The 22,376-nt window shown below is 60.7% G+C and carries 18 protein-coding genes and 1 pseudogene; 6 read left to right on the top strand and 13 right to left on the bottom strand.

The window, feature by feature from the left end:
- Positions 1-9: 9 nt before the first annotated feature.
- Positions 10-480, bottom strand: a complete 471-nt coding sequence (locus ACTM86_RS03570; protein WP_441015344.1) for a LuxR C-terminal-related transcriptional regulator — start codon at positions 478-480, stop codon at positions 10-12.
- Positions 481-665: 185 nt separating this feature from the next.
- Between ACTM86_RS03570 and ACTM86_RS03565 the strand changes: the two genes are divergently transcribed.
- The 4 genes from ACTM86_RS03565 to ACTM86_RS03550 all read left to right on the top strand — a co-directional run bounded on the left by ACTM86_RS03565 (position 666) and on the right by ACTM86_RS03550 (position 4,963).
- Positions 666-1,403, top strand: coding sequence for a DUF4428 domain-containing protein (locus ACTM86_RS03565; protein ID WP_154518194.1), 738 nt, complete (start codon positions 666-668; stop codon positions 1,401-1,403).
- A 24-nt stretch (positions 1,404-1,427) separates the two neighbouring features.
- Positions 1,428-2,750 (top strand): hypothetical protein, encoded by a 1,323-nt coding sequence (locus ACTM86_RS03560; protein ID WP_441015342.1) that lies wholly within the window; start codon positions 1,428-1,430, stop codon positions 2,748-2,750.
- 48 nt (positions 2,751-2,798) lie between these two features.
- Positions 2,799-4,040, top strand: a complete 1,242-nt coding sequence (locus ACTM86_RS03555) for an SPFH domain-containing protein (protein ID WP_441015340.1) — start codon at positions 2,799-2,801, stop codon at positions 4,038-4,040.
- A gap of 80 nt (positions 4,041-4,120) precedes the next feature.
- On the top strand, positions 4,121-4,963 hold the full coding sequence (locus ACTM86_RS03550) for a hypothetical protein (protein ID WP_441015338.1): 843 nt from the start codon (positions 4,121-4,123) through the stop codon (positions 4,961-4,963).
- A gap of 192 nt (positions 4,964-5,155) precedes the next feature.
- On the opposite strand, the gene ACTM86_RS03545 is transcribed toward ACTM86_RS03550, so the two are convergent.
- The 5 genes and pseudogenes from ACTM86_RS03545 to ACTM86_RS03525 all read right to left on the bottom strand — a co-directional run bounded on the left by ACTM86_RS03545 (position 5,156) and on the right by ACTM86_RS03525 (position 10,123).
- The gene (locus ACTM86_RS03545) at positions 5,156-5,779 is read right to left on the bottom strand and encodes a response regulator transcription factor (RefSeq protein ID WP_418825693.1); all 624 of its coding nucleotides are present in this window, start codon (positions 5,777-5,779) and stop codon (positions 5,156-5,158) included.
- The gene (locus tag ACTM86_RS03540) at positions 5,776-7,275 is read right to left on the bottom strand and encodes a sensor histidine kinase (RefSeq protein ID WP_441015336.1); all 1,500 of its coding nucleotides are present in this window, start codon (positions 7,273-7,275) and stop codon (positions 5,776-5,778) included. The genes ACTM86_RS03545 and ACTM86_RS03540 overlap by 4 nt, the downstream gene beginning before the upstream one ends.
- The gene (locus tag ACTM86_RS03535; RefSeq protein WP_441036910.1) at positions 7,272-9,155 is read right to left on the bottom strand and encodes a histidine kinase N-terminal 7TM domain-containing protein; all 1,884 of its coding nucleotides are present in this window, start codon (positions 9,153-9,155) and stop codon (positions 7,272-7,274) included. Before ACTM86_RS03535 ends, ACTM86_RS03540 begins: the two co-directional genes overlap by 4 nt.
- A gap of 142 nt (positions 9,156-9,297) precedes the next feature.
- Positions 9,298-10,029 (bottom strand): annotated as a pseudogene (locus ACTM86_RS03530) (family 1 glycosylhydrolase); the annotation flags it as partial.
- Positions 10,010-10,123 (bottom strand): family 1 glycosylhydrolase, encoded by a 114-nt coding sequence (locus ACTM86_RS03525; protein WP_154518215.1) that lies wholly within the window; start codon positions 10,121-10,123, stop codon positions 10,010-10,012. The gene ACTM86_RS03525 and the pseudogene ACTM86_RS03530, both read right to left, overlap by 20 nt.
- A gap of 464 nt (positions 10,124-10,587) precedes the next feature.
- Here ACTM86_RS03525 and ACTM86_RS03520 point away from each other — a divergent pair, with 464 nt between their 5' ends.
- Complete coding sequence (locus tag ACTM86_RS03520; RefSeq protein WP_441015332.1) at positions 10,588-11,694, top strand: ATP-binding protein; 1,107 nt, start codon at positions 10,588-10,590, stop codon at positions 11,692-11,694.
- Between the two features lie 116 nt (positions 11,695-11,810).
- Here the strand turns inward: ACTM86_RS03520 and ACTM86_RS03515 are convergent, their stop codons facing one another.
- The 5 genes from ACTM86_RS03515 to ACTM86_RS03495 all read right to left on the bottom strand — a co-directional run bounded on the left by ACTM86_RS03515 (position 11,811) and on the right by ACTM86_RS03495 (position 16,508).
- Entirely contained in the window at positions 11,811-12,455 is a 645-nt protein-coding gene (locus ACTM86_RS03515; protein WP_441015330.1) for a DUF4867 family protein, read from the bottom strand.
- A gap of 144 nt (positions 12,456-12,599) precedes the next feature.
- Positions 12,600-13,088, bottom strand: a complete 489-nt coding sequence (locus ACTM86_RS03510) for an S-ribosylhomocysteine lyase (RefSeq protein WP_441015328.1) — start codon at positions 13,086-13,088, stop codon at positions 12,600-12,602.
- 215 nt (positions 13,089-13,303) lie between these two features.
- Positions 13,304-14,314, bottom strand: a complete 1,011-nt coding sequence (locus tag ACTM86_RS03505; RefSeq protein ID WP_427793677.1) for a LacI family DNA-binding transcriptional regulator — start codon at positions 14,312-14,314, stop codon at positions 13,304-13,306.
- Between the two features lie 219 nt (positions 14,315-14,533).
- Positions 14,534-15,508, bottom strand: a complete 975-nt coding sequence (locus ACTM86_RS03500; RefSeq protein WP_441015326.1) for a nucleoside hydrolase — start codon at positions 15,506-15,508, stop codon at positions 14,534-14,536.
- Between the two features lie 4 nt (positions 15,509-15,512).
- The gene (locus tag ACTM86_RS03495; RefSeq protein ID WP_441015324.1) at positions 15,513-16,508 is read right to left on the bottom strand and encodes a ribokinase; all 996 of its coding nucleotides are present in this window, start codon (positions 16,506-16,508) and stop codon (positions 15,513-15,515) included.
- A gap of 186 nt (positions 16,509-16,694) precedes the next feature.
- Here ACTM86_RS03495 and ACTM86_RS03490 point away from each other — a divergent pair, with 186 nt between their 5' ends.
- Entirely contained in the window at positions 16,695-18,887 is a 2,193-nt protein-coding gene (locus ACTM86_RS03490) for an acyltransferase family protein (protein ID WP_441015322.1), read from the top strand.
- Between the two features lie 189 nt (positions 18,888-19,076).
- On the opposite strand, the gene ACTM86_RS03485 is transcribed toward ACTM86_RS03490, so the two are convergent.
- Together ACTM86_RS03485 and ACTM86_RS03480 are read right to left on the bottom strand one after the other, a co-directional pair.
- Entirely contained in the window at positions 19,077-20,273 is a 1,197-nt protein-coding gene (locus ACTM86_RS03485) for an Nramp family divalent metal transporter (RefSeq protein ID WP_427747655.1), read from the bottom strand.
- 74 nt (positions 20,274-20,347) lie between these two features.
- Positions 20,348-22,192, bottom strand: a complete 1,845-nt coding sequence (locus ACTM86_RS03480; RefSeq protein ID WP_427795580.1) for a magnesium transporter — start codon at positions 22,190-22,192, stop codon at positions 20,348-20,350.
- Between the last annotated feature and the right edge of the window lie 184 nt (positions 22,193-22,376).

Below are 22,376 nucleotides of genomic sequence, written 5' to 3'. Positions count from 1 at the left end.
GCTCATACGCTAGTCCTTGGGTGCCCAGGACCAGAAGAAGTTGATAAGGGCCACACGCGAGGCGGTACCGGTCTTTCTGTTGATCGAGGAAATGTGGCGGTAGAGCGTAGAGCGCGAAAGGAAAAGCGTTGCGGCAATGTCCTGAACGCTCTGATCCGAAACGACCAAGGCCTCAAGAATATCGCGCTCGCGCTCTGTAAGCCCAAAGGTGGTGACGAAGGCATCGAGGCGTTCATCGGGCGTGGGCTCCGCTGCCTCCACAAGCGCGGGGTCGGAACATGCGGGCGCAAGATCTCCACCAAGATTGTCGGCAGCAAGCGCCAGCCCGTCCTGCATCACGGCATCATCGGCCCGTTGCCCCAACTGTCCCAACAGCGTAATCGCAATACCCACAAACATCACGAGTGCCGCGCCGAGCGCCCCTGCAGCCGCTACGCCCAGGTTGCCGTGACCGTGGCGTAGCAGGGGCGGCGCCCACATTCGGCATGGAGCATCCCCAACTGCCACTCATTTAAGTACGTCCCCAATGAGTGGCCAATGAGTGGCCGAAAATGGGCCATGTGTCCCAGTTGTGGAGACTCGTTGAGCCGTCTGGGTATCGTGAAAGATCGAGCGCTCACCCATCATCAAAAGTGACACACGCTACCTGTTGATGGGAGGCAGCCATGGGCTTCTTTGACAAGATGTTCGAGAAGAAAGAGTGCGCGATTTGCGGTACCGAACTGGGGATTTTGGGAAAGACCAAGATCAACGAAGGCTACCTGTGCAAAGAGTGCGCAGGCAAGCTGTCCCCCTTCTTTAGTGGTTGGCGCTCCAGCACCGCGGACGATATCCGCGAGCAACTCGCCTACCGCGAGGCCAACGCCGAGCGCCTGGCCTCGTTCAACCCAACGCGCACGCTCTCTGCCGGGCGCACCAACATCATGCTCGACGAAGACGCGGGTCTGCTGATCATCACTTCGCAGAGCCGCTGGCGCGACGCCAATCCCGACATCATCGAGTTCTCACAGGTACTCGGCTGCGATATGGATATCGACGAGCATCGCACCGAGATCTATCGCGAGACCAAGGACGGCGAGCGCGAGAGCTACAACCCGCCGCGCTACGACCTGGATTACGACTTTAACCTGACCATTCACGTCAACACGCCGTACTTTACCGAGATCAACCTGCGCGTGAACGACTCCACCATCGATCAGCGTGGCTCCATCGAATATCGCGAGGCCAAGCGCCAGGCAACCGAAGTCCGCGATGCGCTGGTACAGCTGCGTCAGGAGACACGCGACAGCGTCGTGGCCGCCAAGGCCCCCAAGACCGCGGTCACCTGCCCCTTCTGCGGTGCAACCACCATTCCCGATGCCAGCGGACGCTGCGAATACTGCGGCGGCGCCATCGGCGCATAGCCTCCGGCACGGAAAGGACCGATCATGGCCTTCGAGAGTGTCAACTATCAGTGCCCCGCGTGTGGCGGCCCCCTTCACTTTGCCAGTGCCGAACAAAAGCTTGTCTGCGACTACTGCGATTCGCGTTTTGAAGTCGAGGAAGTCGAGGCCCTCTATCGCGAGCGCCAGGACAAGGCAGATGCCAAAGCCGATGCCGCAGCCGCGGCCCCCAAACCTGCTGTCGACGATGCCGTGCAGGATCTGGCCCAAAACGCCGGCTACATCTGCTCGTCGTGCGGCGCCGAGCTGGTCTCGGACGGCACCGTCGCCGTTACCACCTGCCCATACTGCGGCAACTCCGCCGTGGCGCCCGGCCAGCTCTCGGGCGACTTCTCACCCGACCTGGTGATTCCGTTTAAGCTCGGGCGCGATGATGTCATGGCAGCACTCAAAGAGCATTACAAGGGCAAAATCCTGCTGCCCAAGAGCTTTGTCACCGGCAACCACATCGACGAGGTCCAAGGCGTTTACGTGCCGTTTTGGCTCTACGGCGCCCGCGTGGATGGCGAAGTGTACTTCGATGCGACCAACGAGACCGTGACCGAGGAATCCGACCGCACCGTCACGACCACCGACCACTACGACGCCTACCGTAAGGGCAAAATCTCGTTTGAGCGCGTGCCCGTCGACGGATCGTCCAAGATGCCCGACGGCCATATGGATGCTATCGAGCCGTTTGACTACGACGCGCTGCGCCCGTTCTCGGTCGCGTATATGCCCGGCTACATCGCCAACCGCTACGATGAGGATTGCGAGACCTGCAAGGCGCGCGCCGAGCGTCGTATGGAAGAAAGTACGATTTCGGCCCTGCGCGAGACCGTCGTCGACGAATATGACGATGCCAAGGTCGAAAGCAAGCAGCTCGACTACACCTGGGAAGACAGCAACTACGCTCTGTTCCCCGTGTGGATGCTTTCCACCTCGTGGAACGGCAAGAGCTACCTGTTTGCCATGAACGGCCAAACCGGCCGCATGGTCGGCGAGCTGCCCTGCTCCAAGCCCAAGCTCGCCATCGCCTCGGTGCTGTTCTTTGTGATCGGGTTTGTCCTCTCCCAGATTCTCTTTATGGGCGAGAACGCCTTCGATCCGGACTACCTCACCTTTGATATCGAGGGCATCCTCATCAACATCGTCGCACCGCTGATTATCGTAATCATCGGAGACGTGCTGCTGGTAGGCCAGCTCAAGACGGCCAACGAGGCCACCCACGCCGATTGCTACTGCGGCGAGCTCGACTTGACCGAGAAGCACGACACCTTCAGCCACACCGAGACCACCGTTGTCATGAAGGACAACAAGGACGATTAGCCATTCTGACCAATACCACCCGGCCTTTGACGAGAAAGGAAGATCACCATGGGACTCTTGAAAGCTGGATTGGGAGCTGCCGGCGGCGTCATGGCCGACCAGTGGAAGGAATATATCTATTGCGAATCGATGCCCGCTGACGTCTTGGCCTGCAAGGGCAGCAAGCGCACCGGCGGCCGCAGCTCCAACACGCGCGGCGAGGACAACGTCATCTCCAACGGCTCCGTCATCGCCGTCAACGACGGCCAGGGCATGCTCGTGGTGCAAAACGGCAAGATCATCGAGGTCGCGCTGGAGCCCGGCGAGTTTGTCTTTGACACCGGCAGCGAGCCGAGCGTCTTTAGCGGCAACCTGGGCGACTCCATCAAGGAGACGTTCGCCAATATCGGCAGCCGTTTTGCCTTTGGCGGCGACGCGGGCAAGGACCAGCGTGTCTACTTCATCAACACCAAGGAGATCATCGGCAACAAGTACGGCACCGCCTCGCCTGTGCCCTTCCGCGTGGTCGATAACAACATTGGCCTGGATGTCGACATCTCCGTTCGCTGCAACGGCGAGTATTCGTACCGCATCACCAACCCGCTGCTGTTCTACACCAACGTGTGCGGCAACGTGACCGATAGCTACACGCGCGATAAGATCGACAGCCAGCTTAAGTCCGAGCTGCTCACCGCTCTGCAACCCGCCTTTGCCAAGATCTCGGAGATGGGCATCCGCTACAGCGCTATCCCCGGCCACACCACCGAGCTCGCCCGCGCGCTCAACGAGGTTCTCTCCGCCGACTGGCGCGACCTGCGCGGCGTCGAGATCGTGAGCTTTGGCGTCAACTCCATCGCCGCCTCGCAAGAAGACGAGCAAATGATCAAGGACCTGCAGAAGGCCGCAGTCATGCGCGATCCCACCATGGCAGCCGCCAACATCGCCAGCGCCCAGAGCGATGCGATGCGCGCGGCAGCCGCCAACCCCAACGGCGCGATGGCCGGCTTTATGGGCATGGGCATGGCGGGCGGCATGGGCGGCATGAACGCCAGCCAGCTGTTCGCCGCCGGCCAGGCGCAGCAGCAGGCCGCCCCACAGCCGGCTCCGGCACCCGCCCCCGCACCAGCTCCTGCCGCTGCCCCCGCGGCCGGCACGTGGACCTGCAGTTGCGGTGCCACCAACACCGGCAAGTTCTGCCCCGAATGCGGCAGTCCCGCACCCGCCCCGGCACCGGCCAAGTGGTTCTGCCCCAACTGCGGCAGCGAAAACGGCGGCAAGTTCTGCAGCAACTGCGGAACGCCTAGGCCCTAACCCCTCTATCTGGTAATTGGCGGGGGGTCCGCCACCCCCGCATTTGCTTCTATGGGTTTCGTTCGATAAAGGAGGACACCATGAAGACAACGTTCAAAAAGTCCGTACTCGCATTTCTGACATGCGTCCTGGCGCTCGCCTTTGCCCTGACGGGCTGCAGCGGCGGCGGCAAGGACCCCAAGGCCAACTTCGTCGGCAGCTGGGAACTCTCGGGTGGAACCCTGGAGGGCGAAGAGCTCACCGATGAGTACATGGATATGCTCAAGGAGTGGGGCCTCAACTGTATCCTGATCCTCGACGAAGACGGCACGGGCGTCCTCGACATGTTCCTTGAGGTCGCCGACCTGAAATGGGAGGCCAAGGACGCCACCACTGCAACCATCACCGCCGACGGCGATTCGCAGGACATGAAACTCAAGGACGGCAAGCTCGTCCTCGAGGTGGAGGGCGACAAGCTTATCTTTACGAAGTCCGACAAGGATCTGTCCGGTACGGTAAAAAAGGATCGCGAGGCGGCCGAGAAGGAAGAGGAGATCGATGAGGCCGTCGAAGACGACGACGTCCAGAGCGTCGAAATCTCCCCCGCCGTCACCGTCGCCGATGACGATCTGTGCACCATCACCATCACCGAGAAGTTCAAGGACGAATGGGGCGACATCGGCTTTGTCGTCAACATCACCAACAAGAGCGACAAGGACCTGACCTTCTACGCTCCCTCCGGCAAGACCAACGTCAACGGCACCATGAAGGAACCCTGGTTCTCGGCTAACCTGATGCCCGGCACCAACGCCACCGAGGAATTCACATTCTCGAGCGGCGAGCTTGACAGCCTTGACGACCTGGTCAACACGACCATCGGCATCGACGCCTATCTGACCGATTCCTACGAGGACGTCGCCTCCTACACCGCAACCATCGCGTAGCGGCACGTAACATCAGCCACGGATTGGCGGACACATCCGCGCACTTGCCAGGCGGGGCCGCAGGAGTTGATCCTGCGGCCCCGTCGTTTTAATGCCGACAGCACAGCCGCACAAGCAGGCCGCCCGTCGTTTTCTGATGCAAAACGGCGGGCGGCCTATCTTTACGGCGCCGGAACACGGCGAGCGCGTCGATTACGGGCGCTCCATGTTGGGAACGATGCTGCCCTCCGTTACCGCGCGCACGGCAAGACGCATGATGTTGTCGTAGCCGGTCTTGCTCAGAATCTCCGAGATGCGACGCTTGATGGTACCCTCACTCATAAACAGCTCGGCCGCGATCTCGCGGCGGCTTTTGCCCTCGCAGGCAAGGCGCAAAATCGACAGCTCGACATCGTCGAGTGCCGCCGTGCCCGAAAAAATGCTCTCGGGCGGCTTGGGAAACGTGCAATAGCCCGCCAGCGTGGAGCGCATCACGGCGAACAGCTCGTCGATACCGACGTTCTTGTACACAAAGCTATCGACGCCCGCCTCGCGAGCCTGATCGACAAAGGTGATCTCGGGCATGCCGGTCATGATGATGACGCGGCACTCGGGCAGCTGCTCCTTGATGCGCGCCGCCGCCACGATGCCGTTTGAATCGTGTTCGGTGCACACGTCCATCAGTATCATGTCCGGGCGCTCCTTGAGCGCGACACCCAAGGCCTCGGAGGCATCGGCGATCGCGGCGACGACGGTCATATCGGGCTGGTCGCCAACGGAGCGCGCCAGGCTTTCGCGCAGAATGGCCTGATCTTCGACAATTAACACGCGGATCATGAACTTCTCCTTTGGACCGTGGCGTTGGGGCTCAGCGGGATGGACACCGCAAGCGTAAAGGGCTGGGCGGCGTGGACTTCCAGGCCGCCGCCCAAATCTTGCGCGACATGCCTCATACCTGGGATACCCGTTCCCTCGCGATACGATACGGGGGCCGGGGACCCGTCGTTAGAAATCGTCATGCGCGCGACGGCGCTAGCATTCGTCCCCTCCTGCCACAGGCGCACGTGGACCCGATGCGCCTGCGCATGCCTGGTGGCATTGGTCGAGGCCTCGCGGATAATCTGCAAAAATGCGGCGGCGACACGCGCGTCCTCAGGCAGCGCACCCTCAACATCGATCTGCACACTCACCAAGCCAAAGGCGTGGACGATATCGCTCAGCTGCTCTGCAGGCTCGCTGGCACCGCCACTGCGCAAATCGGCGGCGATTGAGCGCAGCAACGGGTCAATCTGCTCGAGCGACTCATCATCCAGACGTCCCTCCTCCAAATAGCGATGAAGAATGGACAGGCGCTGGCCGATCACATCGTGAACGCGGGCACGCATACGTAGGTAGGCCGCATTGTCGGCAACCTTTTTGGCTTCTTCGATCTGGGCCTGGAGCTCTTGGCCAGCACGCTCAAGCAGGTGGTTGGCTTGCGCCAGACGGTCGTAGGCGTGTGCGTATTCCGTCACGTCCAGGCCGACGACGCGCTCGAACGGACGGCTCGAGACCGTAACGGAGTCACGCACGAACAGACGAATCTCGGAAGGAGAGATCTCGACCACGGCGCGATCCCTACCAAAGCGATCAAGGTCGATATGGGCGCGATTAGCGCTGCTTTCGGGCATTTGCATGCTCAGTTTGCGCAGGTCGTTCCATGTGCTGCTCATGTCGCCCAGGTCAGTGGGCATATGGAGCTCTACGAGGTTTTTGCGCATGCAGCGGTTCATGAGCAGCGGACGGCCCCTCGGGTCTAGATACAGGATGCCCACGGGAATCACGTTGATGGTCTCGATCGTCGAGAACAAGGTGATATCCTCTTGGCGGTTACGGACGTCCATCAAGAGCGCCGCGATGGAACGGAACAGGAAGAACGCTCCCTCTGCGATAAGGACAACGGTCCACGCCGAGCCCATGGCAAAAACCACCGGTGGTGTAACGGCGACAACAAGCAGCAGCTCGACCAGCATGACGGGACGACGATAGTGCACCATAAGTACCACGCCATAGGCAAAGATTGCGGCATTGAGCCACAACGCTCCGCCCATTGCCCTGGCGCAAACGTCAAGCGGCGCCACCAAATACGAGCCAGACGACGTGAACAAGATGAGCGCCGAAATCATCAGGTGAAGCACAAGACTCGCCTCGTAGGCGCAAATCACCTTACGGTTATAGGACGAGCGGCGCGATGCGATGAGCGGGACGTGGATCGTCTGCAGACACGCAGCCAGGGCAAAGACAACATCGAGCGCAACGATTTGGGGAAGTATGAGCGAAATCTGCATCGTCACTCACCCGCCCTCGGCATCAAGACGATCATGCGCAGCTGACCGGACTCGCCCTCAAGGCGGTATGCCACGTTGCGCCCTTGCAAAGCGCTTTCGAGCTCTTGCGCAGCGGGCGTCTGCGAAAGATCTTCATCATCGTTGGAAAAAAGTGTGGCGCGCAGCTCGACGCTGCATCGGTCATGGTCGCCCAAGTGATACATAAGTGCCGGATGATCGGTGGTGTAGGCAAAAAACGAAAAGTCATACACGCAGTCGTACAGCGCGCTTACCGTACTGGCGTGCATCGGGCGCCGTATGGCAATAATCGAGGCGCAATCGACATCGATCGTGCGCAGGTCGCTTGCGAGCTCGTTGGCAATGAGCTGAATGCGGTCGCGGTCAAAACCGCTCTCCCCGTGCTGTGCCAACGTGAGCGACCCCTTCCGTTTGCAATAGGCAACGAGCATCTTGGCGCGCTGCAGCATGCGGTAACGCTCGCGCGAAGATTCCTCGTCAGTCAACGGCGGCAGCGAGCTCAACAAGTCGTACATCTCTTCGAGCGCGCGGGCAAGCGCCTGGTCCACGTCTTGGACTAGCAAGGTCTCGGCCTCTTGATCTGCCAAATGTGTCTTAAGGTCGTAGTCGGCGGCAAGCAGCTCGTTTTGGCGTTGCAGCTCCATGCGACGATGTGCCAGTTCGCGATTGAGCTCGTTGAGCTCCGATACGTCTTGGGCAAGCAGGGCCGATCCCCCCAGCAGCGGAAAAGCACGATACATCACATCGGGATCGGACGCCACGGTAAAGGCATGGGCGCGGCCGTGCTCCTGGTTCCGCAACTCCTCGCGCACGCCTACCGGCATTGGCTTTGACACCGGCGTGGCATAGACCTCCTGCAGGTCGCGCGTTAGAACTTTGAGGTCAAGCGGCAAGGTGTCGAAGATGCCGGCGATATCGTGGTACGACGGAATGACACCGCAATCGAGACAGATTTCCATCGCCACCACGCACAGGATGCAATAGACGAGCGAAAAGTTGAGCCTCCATGCCCAGGGCACGCGCAGAACATATGAGATGGCAAAGAATGCGCCGCCCAGCAGCACGAGCGCCGCCGTGCCCGAGAAACGTTGGATGCGAAAGGACGAGGACCGACCAACCAGGACAAAAAAGGCCACGAAGTTAAAGGCCGTCCACACGAGGAAGGCGAAATAACCCCGGCCGTACGTGTAATCGTTGCTCCAGGTGTCGCTTGTACGGTCAAAGCGGAAGACCTGCTGGTGAAAATCGTTGGTGAGCACAAATCCGATAAGCAGGATGGCCACAATCCACAGCGCAGCACGGTAGCGGCGACCCAGGCGGCGTTGCTCCAGGCCCGCAAGGCGCAGGCCGCAGAGCTGGTAGAGCAGCGGAATGAGCGTCATGGGCACGTAGTACAGGTACCACAGCAAGGTGGCATAGAACGGCGTGTACGACTTGTACTTGAGAATGACCTCGATCATCCACAGGACACAGATGGTGGCGATGGCAACAAGGCGGCGGCGCAACACATAGTCCAAACAACGCAGATAGACCAACACGCCCCAAATTGAAAATACAATTGCGGCGACAAGCAGCGGGAGAGGGCTCGAATGGGTGAGCGCATCCACGACCTCTTCGGACACCTCGCTATAGGCGGGCACGGCGTTAGAAAGTTTGGGGTCGAAGGCGAACAGCACCGGCAAGATCGCCAAAAGCATGAGGAACAGCGCGGTGATGGCGCCGGCGATAGCAAAGACGCGGTGACGGTACACCTGATGCGTTATGCCAACAAGGAATCGCGGCATGGCGAAGAGCCTGCCGCCCCTGGGATCCGCAACCGGAGCGGTCCGGGCGGCCGCGTGGCCGATATGTCGCTCGCGGGTACTCATAGTCCCTTTAGTGTACCGACAGGCGGGCCCAAAAAGCGGGCCGCATGTCCCAAAATCCGCAGACGGCAAGACGCCCGGCGAGCAATAACTACTCGCCGGGCGCCTTGGTTAGAAGGCTATGAAGTTGAGTGTCTCAGCTTCCTTAGGACAGGTCCTCACCATTAGAAGCAATAACCTTCTTGTACCAGTCGAAGCTCTTCTTTTTGGAACGCTTGAGGGTACCGTTGCCGGCGTCGTCGCGGTCCACATAGATAAAGCCGTAGCGCTTGGACATCTCACCCGTGCCGGCAGACACCAGGTCGATCGGGCCCCAGGTGGTGTAGCCCAGCAGGTCAACGCCGTCCTCGGTCACCGCATCGCGCATCGCGGCGATATGCTGGCGCAGGTAGTCGATACGGTAGTCGTCGTTGATGGAGCCATCCTCCTCGACAACATCCTTGGCGCCCAGACCGTTCTCGACCACAAACAGCGGCTTCTGATAACGGTCGTACAGGTCGTTGAGGGTGATGCGGAAGCCCAGCGGATCGATGGCCCAGCCCCACTGGCTCTCCTGCAGGTAGGGGTTCTTGGCGCCGGCGAAGGCGTTACCCTGGGTGCGCTCGACATCGGGGTTATCGGCACCGGCAGAGCAGCGGGTGCTGTAATAGCTAAAGCTGATGAAGTCGACGGTGTTAGCGGCCAGGATCTCGCGGTCCTCGTCCGTCATGCCCACATCGATGCCTAGACGCTCGAGCTTCTTGACGGCATATGCCGGGTAGTAGCCGCGGCTCTGGACGTCGACGAAGAAGTAGTTGTCCTGGTTATCGAGCTGCGCCTGGCGCACGTCGCCCGGACGGCAGCTGTAGGGGTAGTAGCTACCCGCGGCGAGCATGCAGCTTGGCCAGGCCGCGGCCGTCCACGTCGTAGGCACCCTCGCACTGGTTGGCAGCCGTTGCGCCGCCCCACAGGAAGTCATTACGGAAAGCCATGTATCAATCCTTTCGCACGCTGTTGTCATAGGCTCAGTATCCCTGCAAACGGGGTACCGCTCAACGGCAACGGCACAGGCCGATACTTCTTTTCGCGTGCAGGCGCCCGGCAGCCACCCCACCTGACACTTTTTGATACCCGCCTGCCCAAGCCGCCACCAAGGGGACAGGCACCTTTGTGGTGGGTTGGGCCCGTTTGTCTCGATCTGTAACAGATAGGCCGCCAAAACCGGGCCTGGTGTTACAGATTGAGATTGTTCGGCCAGTCCTTTGCAGTTTGTCTAAATCTGTAACAGGGAGAGACGATTTAGCCCGCTAGATGTTACAGATCGAGACAGAAGATTCTAGTCACAGGCGATGTCGAGGTTTTTGCCGATGAGGCCTACGTAGCCGCCTTCGCTCAGCAACTCATTTGACTGAATAGGAAAAAAAGGAAAAAATAGGAAAAAAAGGAAAGGAGACTTATGACTGAAACCATCTTCTCCCCCTCATTTGGAAATCGCCCGTCCTATCTGGTGGGACGCGGGAGCGTGATTTCGACATTCATCTCCGGCCTTGAGCAGGAGCCGGGCAATCGAGACCGAGCCATGCTCATGCTCGGCCAGCGAGGCAGCGGCAAAACGGTTCTGTTGTGGGAACTTGCCGATCGCGCCCGCAAGCTCGGCTTTGTTGTCGCCACGCCCACCGTAGCCTCCGAGGATATGCTCGAGCGCATTGTTGAGAAAATCCAGGAAGCGGGCGAGCCTTACGCCAACAAGCATCGTCTCCCCAAACTTACAGGTGGCAGTTTGAGCGTCTTCGGTTTCTCAGCCGGCCTCGAGTTTACGCGCGACGTACAGGAAACTAAGAGTTTCCAGTTCAAATTCACGCAGTTGGCACGCAAGTTAACCGAGCAGGGACACGGCATCCTCATCCTCATCGACGAGCTCCAGGCAAATTCACCCGAGATCAGACAGCTCGTCACCGCCTATCAAGAGCTGGTCGGCGAGGGACTCAACGTCGCGCTCGTCATGGCGGGCCTCCCGGGAGCAGTCTCCGCGACACTCAACGACCGCGTACTGACATTTCTCAACCGCGCACGCAAAGTCACGCTCGAACCGCTTTCAGTCGGAGATGTCGATGCCTATTATCAGCGGGCTTTCGAAGAGCTCGACCTTGATATTCCAGGCGATCTTCGCCTCCGTGCCGCTCGTGCAACCCAAGGATCGCCCTATATGCTGCAGCTCATCGGCTACAACATCGCCAATCGCTGCCAGGCAGGAGAATACGTAACGCCAGAGCAAGTCGACGGAGCTATCGAAGCGTCAAAGGCCGATTTCGAAAACGATGTTTGTGAAACGACGCTCGCCGCGCTGTCGGACCAAGACGTCGCGTTTCTCGACGCAATGACTGATGACAAAGACGGTGTGTCGCGCATCTCCAATGTGGCCGAGCGCATGTCAGTCACACCCGACTATGCGCAAAAGTATCGCCGACGCCTCATCGACGCCGGCGTTATCGAACAGGCACGCCGCGGTTACGTGCGTTTCGCTGTTCCATATATGGCTGACTATCTGCGCAGCCAGCTCTAGACAGCCACCACAATGGGGACAGGCACCTTTGTGGTGGCTGGGGGGCGGTATGTCTCGATCTGTAACAGGTAGAGACGATTTAGCCCGCTAGATGTTACAGATCGAGACAGAAGATTCTAGTCGCAGGCGATGTCGAGGTTTTTGCCGATGAGACCTACGTAGCCGCCTTCGGCTGCCTTGGGGCTGTCAGCATGGCAGAGAACCCACTTGTCGGCCTTCCAGTAGCAGTAGCCGTCGCCGGCAGCAGGCATATCGGCCGCAGCCTCGGGACGCGGACCGTTGGTACCGGCGGGCAGCGCCACCATCACCTGGAAGCCACCGTCGTCGACCATGCACGGCGTGTAGTGGAGCGTGGTGCTGAAAACCTCGACGACCTTGCCTGCCGGCACGCGGAACGCCTTGACGCACGCGGTATCGAGCTTGCCGCCCTCGATCTCCCAGCGATGCGCCACGAGCAGGATAAAGTCACGCGCCCCCAGGTTGAACTCGCTCGCGCGGTGGTACTCCAGGCAGTTGAGACGCGTGTTGTGCCCGTTGCACCAGCCGAGCTGGAAGGGACGGCCACCAAACATGAGAAAGCCCAGCTTGTCGGCATCTTTGACGCCCTCGAGCTCCGGCGCGCGCGCCACGTACTTACTGCCCTCGGGGATGGGCGTAGCGGAGAGTGCCTCGACGAGTGGGGCGGTCAGGCCGGACGGGACGTCGTCCCACACGCGGCCATAGGACTTGAACTCGAGATCGTTGACAGAGTAGATATGCATGTTCACTCCTGTTCGTAAATGTGACTATACGAACATTCTAGAACAAACATGAGCGATTTTGAACGCTCGTCCAGACCACTCAACAAAAAGGCGCCCCCGCATAAGCGAAGGCGCCCAATGCGCGCGTTTTGGGCGATAAAACCCTTACGCCTGCTGATAGTGCAGGTGCTTCTCGTCGATATCGGCCAGGTCGCGGTCGAGGTAGCGGCGCGCGAGCCAGTTTGCCATGGGAAGGTTCTGGTCCAGGTAGTTGCCGCACTCCTCGGGAGCGGCTCCGGGGACATCTCCCTCAAAGTCGGCGACAAACTCAAACAACTCACGCACGAGCGGCAGAATCTCCTCGCTCGTCACCTCGCCAAACACCACCAGGTAAAAGCCCGTGCGGCAGCCCATGGGGCCAAAGTAGACAATGCGGCTCGACCACTCGGCATGGTTGCGAAGGAATGTCGCGCCTAGGTGCTCGATGGTGTGGCACTCGGCCGTGTTCATGACCGGCTCCTTGTTGGGCGTGGTCAGGCGCAGGTCAAAGGTGGTAACGACAGCGGCGGTCGCCGGATCGCGGTCGATGCGGCTCACATACACGCCGGGCTCAAGCAGCAGATGGTCAACGGAAAAGCTCGCGATGCGCTCCATGGCAGATCCTCTCGATAGTCAATTTGGGACGGGGCTCTTTTAGCTGGTTCGAATGGTCGCACCAATCATACCAGTCAAAAAAGCCCCGTCCCAAATGAGCTGCCCGAGACGGGGATCAATGAATTTTTAATCCCGTCCCAAAAAATCATGCTAGGCAGTGTACGAAATGGTCGCGTCGACGGCTTTGCCGCCCTGCGGCCCGGCGTTGCCTTTGTCTAGATCTCACGCACGCTCTGACGCTCGACAAAATAGGTCGATACGGCTGTCTTGCAGGTATAGCTCTTGGGATTGCGGATGTTGCCCACCAGGCGGCGCACCGCGATCTCGCCCACCTCGTGCTTGGGAACGTGCACCGTGGTGAGCGGCGGGTTGGAGAAGGCGCCCAAAGACAGATCGTCAAAGCCGATGATCGAGACATCCTCGGGCACGCGTATGCCGTGCTCGTTGAGCGCGCGCATGGCACCCACGGCGAGCACGTCGTTTTCGGCAAAGAAAGCCGTCGGCAGGTCGTCGCGCGAGACGCTGTCGAGCCATGCGCCCATGTCGCGATAAGCACCTTCGAGCGTGGTGCCCAGCGTAACGCGCCATGTCGGGTTGGCCTCAAGGTCTGCGTCCTCAAGCGCTTGGCGATAGCCGCGCTCGCGATCCTTAAAGTTGCGGATGCGAAGGTCGCCTGCCAGATAGCCGATCTGCCTGTGACCTTTCTCGATGAGGTGATCCACGGCGCGCAGCACCGAGTCGGTGTTGGCAATGACCACGGCATCGAAGTACTGACGATCGCTCCAGCCATCGAGCACGATCAGGTGGGCGGCAGCGTTGGCAAACAGGGCGTAGTCTTCCTCACCCAGCTCGGTACCCATCAGCACGATAGCGGCGGACGGATCGGCGATCAGGCCCTCGACCTGCGGACGCACGGCGTCCAAGTCGCTAAAGTCGAGCGAGACAAAACTCGTGCTCATGCCGTGACGACGCGCCTGGCGCTCCACGCCCTCGATGACCGCAGGATGGAAGGTGCTCTCGTCCAAGATGGCACCCGTCTTGCGCGCGAGCACAAACTGAATGCTCTCGAGCTGCGTCGACTGCTGATAGCCAAGCGATTGCGCGCACTCCAGGATGACCTTGGCGGTCTCTTCACTCACGCTGCGCTTGCGGTTGAGCGCGTTGGACACGGTCGCAGGCGAAAAACCGGTGATGCGGCTGATCTCGCGAACACTTGCTTTGGCCATTGTTCCCCCTAGCAACGGCCGTGGCGGAGCATCGCAACTTGATGACTCGACAACTAAACGACCGCAAATTCAATCTAAACAGAATAGTAAATGTTTATGAGCTAGTTTAGCCTGTTGTCAAGCGAAGTGGCACGACTATTCCCCCAACGGGCGCATTTACTCGGTAGCTAAAAAAGCCCCGTCCCAAATTGACTACATGGGGCGGGGCACGGAAATCATCTAGCCAAGAACACGGGCCATGCGCGTCTTGAACTCGGACAGGAAGCGCGGGGCATCCACGGTCAGCGCCACAAGCGCGCTCTTGTCCGGATCGGACAGGCGATGCTCGTCGCAAATGGTGCGGCCGCGATACTCGCCCAGCAGATCAACACGCAGATTGCAGCCGAGCGCACCCACGAGCGTGGGGTCGATCGCCACGGCAACGGCCAGCGGATCGTGCAGCGCACAACCACCCAGGTAGGGAGCGTTCATCTCGTACGAGCCAATGTAGTGCTCGACCATGCTCGCAAACGCACAGCCCGCCATGGTGCCCGAGCCCGTCCATCCGGCAATGTCGCGACGCGTGAGCACCACGCGATGCGTCACATCCAGTCCCACCATGGTGAGCTTGCGGCCCGAACGCAGCACGGCATCGGCCGCTTCGGGATCGCTTGCCATGTTGGCCTCGGCGCCCGCGCTCACGTTGCCGGGCACGGTCAGGGCGCCGCCCATCACCACCACGCGGCCGATAGACATCACCGCCGTCGCATCGCGCTCCAGGGCAAGCGCCAGATTGGAGAGCGGGCCGGTCGCTACGTAGACCAGATCGGGACCATAAGTGCGCGCGGCATCGATTAGATAATCGACTGCAGCGTTGCCATCGACCGACGTCGCCCCCACCGGCTCATAGGGCGACGCGGGCACGCTCGCGCCGCCGATGCCGTTCTTGCCGTGGATGAGTACGGTGGACGCCGGCGGCGTATAGGGCTCAGTCGCCTGCAGAGGACGGTCAGCACCCAGGTACACCGGCACCTCGGGACGGCCCAACAAGTCGAGCACCGCCAGGCAGTTGCGCGCCGACTGGTCGACGCGCACGTTGCCAAAACACGTGGTAATGCCCACGAGCTCAACCTCGGGGCTCGCGATGGCATAGGCAAGCGCCATCGCATCGTCCACACCCATATCCAGATCAAGGATCAGCTTCTTGGTTGCCATTGTTCTACTCCGCTTCTCCGTCTTGTACTAAATCGTCTAAATCAAACACGCGCTCAACTTCGGTGCGCGTGGGAATCGACTGCTGCGCGCCCAGGCGCGACACCGTCACCGCCGAGGCGCGAGCACCCGCGGCCATGCACTCAAAGAGCGGCAGGCCCTCCAGACGAGCCGCGGCAAGCGCACCGATAAACGTATCGCCCGCGGCCGTCGTATCGACCACCGCGCTCGAAAGCGCCGGCATGCGCAGCAACTCGCCGTCGTCGCCGAGCGTAACCGAGCCGGCGCCGCCCAGCGTGATGACCGCAGCTCCGGCACCTTTGGCGAGCAGGGCATTGAGCGCCGCGACGCAGCTCGCATCGTCTGCAGGCAAGATGCCCGTCAGTACCTGGCACTCAGTCTCGTTGGGACAGACCAGGTCGACCGCAGGCCAGACCTCCGCAGGCAACTCGCAGGCTGGCGCTGGATTAAAGACCGTATAAAACCCCAGCTCGTGAGCGCAAGCAAGCGCCTCGGCCGTCGCTGCAAGGTCACATTCGCCCTGGGCGATAAAGACGCTTCCGGCAGCCGGGGCAATCTCGCTGGCGTTGCCATCGAGCTCATCGGTCACCAGACGCCTCAGCGCGCGGGCAACGTCCTCGCCCGCAAGTGCATGGTTGGCGCCCGGCGATAGCACGATGCGGTTATCGCCCTCACAGCGAATGATGGTCGCCGTTCCCGTCTCCACGTCGTCGCGGCGCGCCACAAAGCCACAGTCCACGCCAGCATCTTGGAGCCCCGCCACGAGCGACGAGCCAAACGCGTCGCGGCCGACCGCGCCGATCATGCGTGTGCGCGCACCCATGCGCGCAGCTGCTACGGCCTGGTTGGCGCCTTTGCCGCCGGCGTTGGTGATAAACCCGCTGCCGCCGACGGTCTCGCCCGCACGCGGCATGCGCTCGCACGCCACCGAAAGGTCCATGTTCATGCTGCCGAACACCGCAACGATGCCGCAATCTGCCATGAAAACCTCCTCGTCCGCGGGCCCCGCACCCGCTGTCGGCCGTCAATCGTGCGCTCTCGCACCTCTATAACTTTAGTTCACTTTGATGTGGACGCGCGCTTGAGCTTACGCCAGCAGCAAGCATTCACAGGAGTAGGCGGCTACAATGAAAGCGTGCTGATTATTCTCGTCATTGGATGATGTTTTATGGAACAATTCCCGCGATCGAGCTCGCGCAGCTCACGCCATGCGAGCGATCAACAAGCGCCGCACGAACGTTCGCGCACTAACCGCCAAACCACCGAGCCGCGCCGCGCTGCAGGCTCCCATCGCTCGCCCGCCAACAAGGGCGCCCGCACCGACAGCGCCGCAAAAGAGCAGGCGCCCACGCGTCCCAAATCTCGCTACATCCCCGCCCTCGACGGCCTTCGCACGCTCGCCGTTGTCGCGGTGGTGCTCTATCACCTCAACCTCACGTGGGCTCAGGGCGGCCTGCTCGGCGTCACGATCTTCTTTGTGCTCTCGGGATACTTGATCACGCGCCTGCTCCTCAACGAAATCGCAAAGACCGGTCGTATCGATCTCAAGAGCTTCTGGATCCGCCGCATCCGTCGCCTGTTCCCCGCCGTGGTAACCGTCGTGGTGGTGACCTGCGCACTGTGCACTGTCTTTAACCATGTGATGCTCACCAAGATGCGCCCCGACATCCTGCCGTCGCTGCTGTTCTTTAATAACTGGTGGCAGATCATGCAGGACGTTTCGTACTTTAACGCCCTGGGCGACCCCTCGCCGCTCACGCACTTTTGGTCGCTTGCCATCGAGGAACAGTTCTATCTTATTTGGCCGCCACTGCTGTTTGCAATGGTATCCATGCATGTGAGCAAGCCCAACACGCGCCGCGTGGTCCTGGGCCTCGCCGCCGTCTCCGCCGTCGCCATGATGGTGCTCTACAACCCCGCCACCGACCCCAGCCGCGTGTACTACGGCACCGACACCCGCGTGTTCTCGTTGCTGCTGGGCGCCTGGATGGCCTTTATCCCCGACCGCGACCTGGCGCCTGCGCGCCTTGTCCGCCATCTGGGGCTCGACCGACTGGCCGGCGCCGGCAAGCACGACAAGTCAAAGAGCGACACCGCCGAGGCCGCCACGACAAAGCCAAGTGAGCTCGCACGCTTTTGTTCCTCCCCCGCATCCATCGATTTGATGGGCGTCGTTGGCCTGGTCGGACTCGCCGCCATGGTCGCGCTCACCAACGGCTATACCGCGTTTCAGTATCGCGGAGGCACGCTGCTGTGCTCCATCCTCACACTGATGGTTATCGCGGCATGCGTGCAGCCCCAGGGCATGGTCGCACGGGCCTTGGCCGCCGAGCCGCTCGTATGGATCGGCAAGCGCTCCTACAGCATCTACCTGTGGCATTATCCGCTGCTGCTGCTTATGAACCCGGTCGCCAACATTAACGACACGCCCTGGTGGCACTACATTTTGCAGGTGTTGTTGGTGGTCGCCGTGGCCGAGTGCTCCTATCGCTTTATCGAAACGCCGTTTAGGAAGGGCGCTTTTGGGCGCACCGTTTCCGAGCTCCGCGACGGCACCACCACGCCCGCCGGCTGGATGCGCGCACATGTCCCCACCTGCGCCGTTTGCGCCGTCGTGCTTGTTGTGGCGCTGGGCGGCCTGGTCTTTGTGCCCGACACATCCGCGCTGAGCGGCGAGGGCGCCGAAATCCTAAACAAGGAGGCCAAAAATGCAAAGCCTCAAGATCAACAGGCGGCCGACGACTCCGACAAAGACGACGACGGCTTCCCCGACGGAGCCTACGACCTGCTAATGATTGGCGACTCCGTGTCCCTGCGCGCCGTCGATGCCTTTGACGGCGTGTTCCCGCACAGCCACATCGATGCCGAAAAGGGCCGCCAGTTTGATGCGGGCCGCGCGACATTTGAGGGCTATATCCAGCAGAACCTTGCCGGCAAGATCGTGGTCTTTGCCCTGGGCACCAACGGTTTGGTAACGGACGCCCAGGTCGACGCGATCATGGCCGACGCCGGTAATCAGCGTATTGTCGTGTTTGTAAACACGCGCAGCCCGCAGCCGTGGGTCGGGTCCACGAACCAGGCCATCGCCAACGCCGCTACGCGCTACAACAATGTACGCGTTATCGACTGGTACGGGCACAGCGCCAACCGCAACGACCTGTTCGATGGCGATGGCACGCATCTTTCGACCGCCGGCGTGACCGAGTACCTTAAGCTCATCCACGATGCCGTCAAGAAGGACCTACCCGTGCACCCCGAGGACCACGTTAACGATCCGCAGCCGGCGGCTGTCAAATCCGCTGCCGAGGCACTCGTCAACGCCCTCGCCTACAAACCGCACAAGCTAGGCACCGACAAGTAACGCACAGCCAAATCTGCTTACAATCCGGCACTTGGGACCACTTCCGCGACTTACAAAGCCGCCTCTGGGCTGTTAATTCACCCCAGAGGCGGCTTTATAGCTGCACATCGGTATATAACTAGCACCCTATAGCAGACAAAAACAGGCCGCAGCCCATGGCGGCGGCCTGTTTAGAGTCCAAGAGAGGTGCTACGCGCTGTAGCCCATCGCTTGCAGAACAAACATGACGACCGTCAGCACCGTAATAACGCCGATAGTCGCCCAAGTGAGCACATTCCACACACGGCCGTTGCGGTTGGCGCCCATAATGTGTCGATCGGCGGCAATAACCACCTGGAACACCAGAACCACGGGCAGCAACACGCCGTTGATGACCTGCGAGGTCATCATAATCTGGAACAGGTCGACGCCGGGCATGAGCACCAGCACGGCAGAAATGCCAATGATTGCCGTAATGATGCCGCGATAGACCGGGGCTTCGTCCCAGCTGCGATCGGCACCGCGCTCCCAGCCAAACGCCTCGCAGATAGCGCTGGACGTAACGCCCGGCAGCACACAGGCGGCCAAGAAGCTCGCCGCGACCAGGCCCGAGGCAAACAGCACCGTGGACCACTGGCCCGCAATGGGCTCCAGCGCGCGGGCAGCGTCTGCAGCGTCGCTAATCTGAATGCCCGCGGGGAACAATACCGTACCGGTCGTGATGATAATAAAACCGGCAATGACATCGGCGGCAATCGAGCCGCTCACGGTATCGATGCGCTGCAACACGATATCGTCCTCGCCCGCATTCTTATCGACCACGTTGTTCTGTGCCAGGAAAATCATCCAGGGCGCGATGGTGGTACCGATCGTCGCGACCACAAGCGACACGTAGCTGGGGTCATTTTGAATGTTGGGTACAACCAAATCGACCGCCACCTCGCCCCAACTGGGACCAGCCATAATTGCAGCGACAATGTAGGTCACAAACACGCAGCTCACCAGCAACAGAATCTTCTCGATGCGCTGGAAGCTACCCGACATGGTAAGCATCCAAACCATCAGCGCCACAAGCGGCACCGAGATGCTCGCCGGCACGCCAAAGAGGGCAAGGCCGCTCGCGATACCCGCAAACTCCGAAATGGTCACGGCTGTGTTGGCAATCAGCAGCGCCGCCATGGCCAGCACGCTCTTGCGCACGCCAAAGCGCTCGCGAATGAGCGAGGCCAGGCCCTTGCCCGTCACGCAGCCGCAACGCGCCGCGGTCTCCTGCGTCACGATGAGCAGCACGGTCATGACGGGAAGCATCCAGAGCATCTTGTAACCATAGCTGGCACCGGCGCTGGAATACGTGGCGATGCCGCCGGCGTCATTGCCCGAAAGCGCCGCCAGAAGGCCAGGACCCATGGCACCAAAGATGGCCGCGATGGTCAGCTTTTGCTTGGTGCCCTGCTTTTGCTTGCTATTTTGCACGCGACCACCTAACCCATGACCGACATGGTGTGCAGCACCGCAGCGGCACAGTACGCCACGCACGAGATCATGACGGCAATGACGTTCATGGCGGTACCCGACGTATTGAGGTCGTGCTCGTCGCGCCAGAACAGCACCATCAGGTAAATCACAGCGCTCATGTTGCCAATCAGGCAGACGATGGCCGCGATGTTAAAGCAGCCGGTAAAGAGCTGTTCCTCAAGCATGGGCGCGTCGGGGAACGCCGTGGTGCGCACCAGCTGAGCGCACAGGTAGGTCACGAGCGACAGGATCAGGCCCATGCCCGTGCTCTGGAAGAAGAATCCCAGATACGGCTTGGGTTCATCGTCATGGCCGTCGTACTCCAGGAAGTAGTTCTTGACGAACGACACCATACGCGAGGCAGCCAGCAGCACGAGCGGCATGGCGCACATGGGGAACACCACCAGATGTGCGGAGCCCAGCGCCGTCCCCAGCACTGCCGCCATGATGCACGAGGCAATGCCCCACACGACAACCCAGTACTGGCGATGCACAAACCAGCTGAGCACATTCGTCGAGTCGTCGGACGCGCTATCGCCCGAGCCGACGCCTGCGATCTGCAGGTCCTCCTGGTGCTCCTCGGCGATAACGTCCATGGCGTCGTCGAAGGTCACAATGCCCAAGATGTGGCGGTTCTCATCGCAGACGGGGATGGCGACCAGGTCGTACTTGGTCATCTCATCCGTTACGTCTTCCTGGTCCTCGTCGGGCGACACATAAACCAGGTCGCGGTAGGCCAGCTGGCCCAGCGTGGCGTCGCGGTCGGCCACGATCAACGTGCGCAGCGAGAGCACGCCGGTCAGCATACCGCTCGGATCCTCGGTATAGACGTAGTAGACGCTTTCGAAATCCTCGTCGAGCTTGCGGATCGCCTCGATGGCGTCACCGACCGTCGCCGTGGCAGGCAGGGAGACAAACTCCGAGGTCATAATGCGGCCGGCAGTGTTTTCCTCATAGCCCAGCAGGTTACGAATCGCCTTCTCCTCCTGAACGCCCATCAGGCGCAGGAGCTTCTCGGCCTTCTCGTAATCGAGCTCGTCGATCAGGTCGGCGGCGTCGTCCGGGTCCATCATGGCCAGCATCGACGACGCATCCGTGTCGGACAGGCCCTCGAGCATCTCGGTCATGAGCTCGTCGTCATCGAACTCCGAGATGGCCTCGGCGGCCTGGGCGGTGTCGAGCTGCGCGAACACCTGCGCGCGCAGGCGAGGATCGAGCTGCTCGATAATGTCGGCAATGTCGGCAGGATGCAGCTCGCCGAGCGTCTTATGCGACACCGACAGCTGGATGTTCTTAGTCGAGCGATCGAGCAGGTCCATGTAGGACCAGGCGATGATGTCCTCGCCGAGCGGTTTGCCCAGGTGTTTCATAAAGCCCTCGACGACATGTTCAAGAGCGGGGCTGATTGCGCGCAGCAGACCGCGGGCACCAACTTCGGCACCCAGCAGGCGCAGCTGATTTTCGCCTGACATGGAAAACTTGATGTCGTTTACGCGCACAACCTTCATGCCCTGCGTGTCGACGATTTGTTTGTTGAGCACGTCGCGCGCGAGCAGGAGTTCGGTCGGCTGCAGGTACGAAAAACGGATTTCGGTGGCCGACGTCTTAAGGTATACGCCCGTCTCGTCGATACGGTCGACCCATTTTCGCCAGCTGATCATAAACGGCGTCTTGCCGGGACCGCGGAACGCGAGCGACGTCACGTGCGGAAAAACTTCGCCGGTAGCAATGCCAAAATCGTTCACAACGCCGAGCTTTTCGCCATCGACGTCCAAGACCGGCAGCTTGAGCATCTCACTCAGATAATTCACTGGTGCTCCCCATCATTATTCCTTCGGACCGTGGCCATGCCGGCACGCCATCCGTGGACTTTTAGATATGTATACGCATGCGCGGGCGGCACACCGCTCGGCGCTCACACCCCGTGCATGCGCAAGAAGCACCTGCAAGGGGTCATCGACTGTATGGTCGAGGTTTGGATTTCACCTGCAACCT

The sequence above is a fragment of the Collinsella sp. HCP3S3_E11 genome (assembly GCF_052067375.1).
Classification (GTDB): Bacteria; Actinomycetota; Coriobacteriia; order Coriobacteriales; family Coriobacteriaceae; genus Collinsella.
Note: the sequence above shows the minus strand (reverse complement) of the source record. Positions and strands in the feature narration are given on the sequence as shown.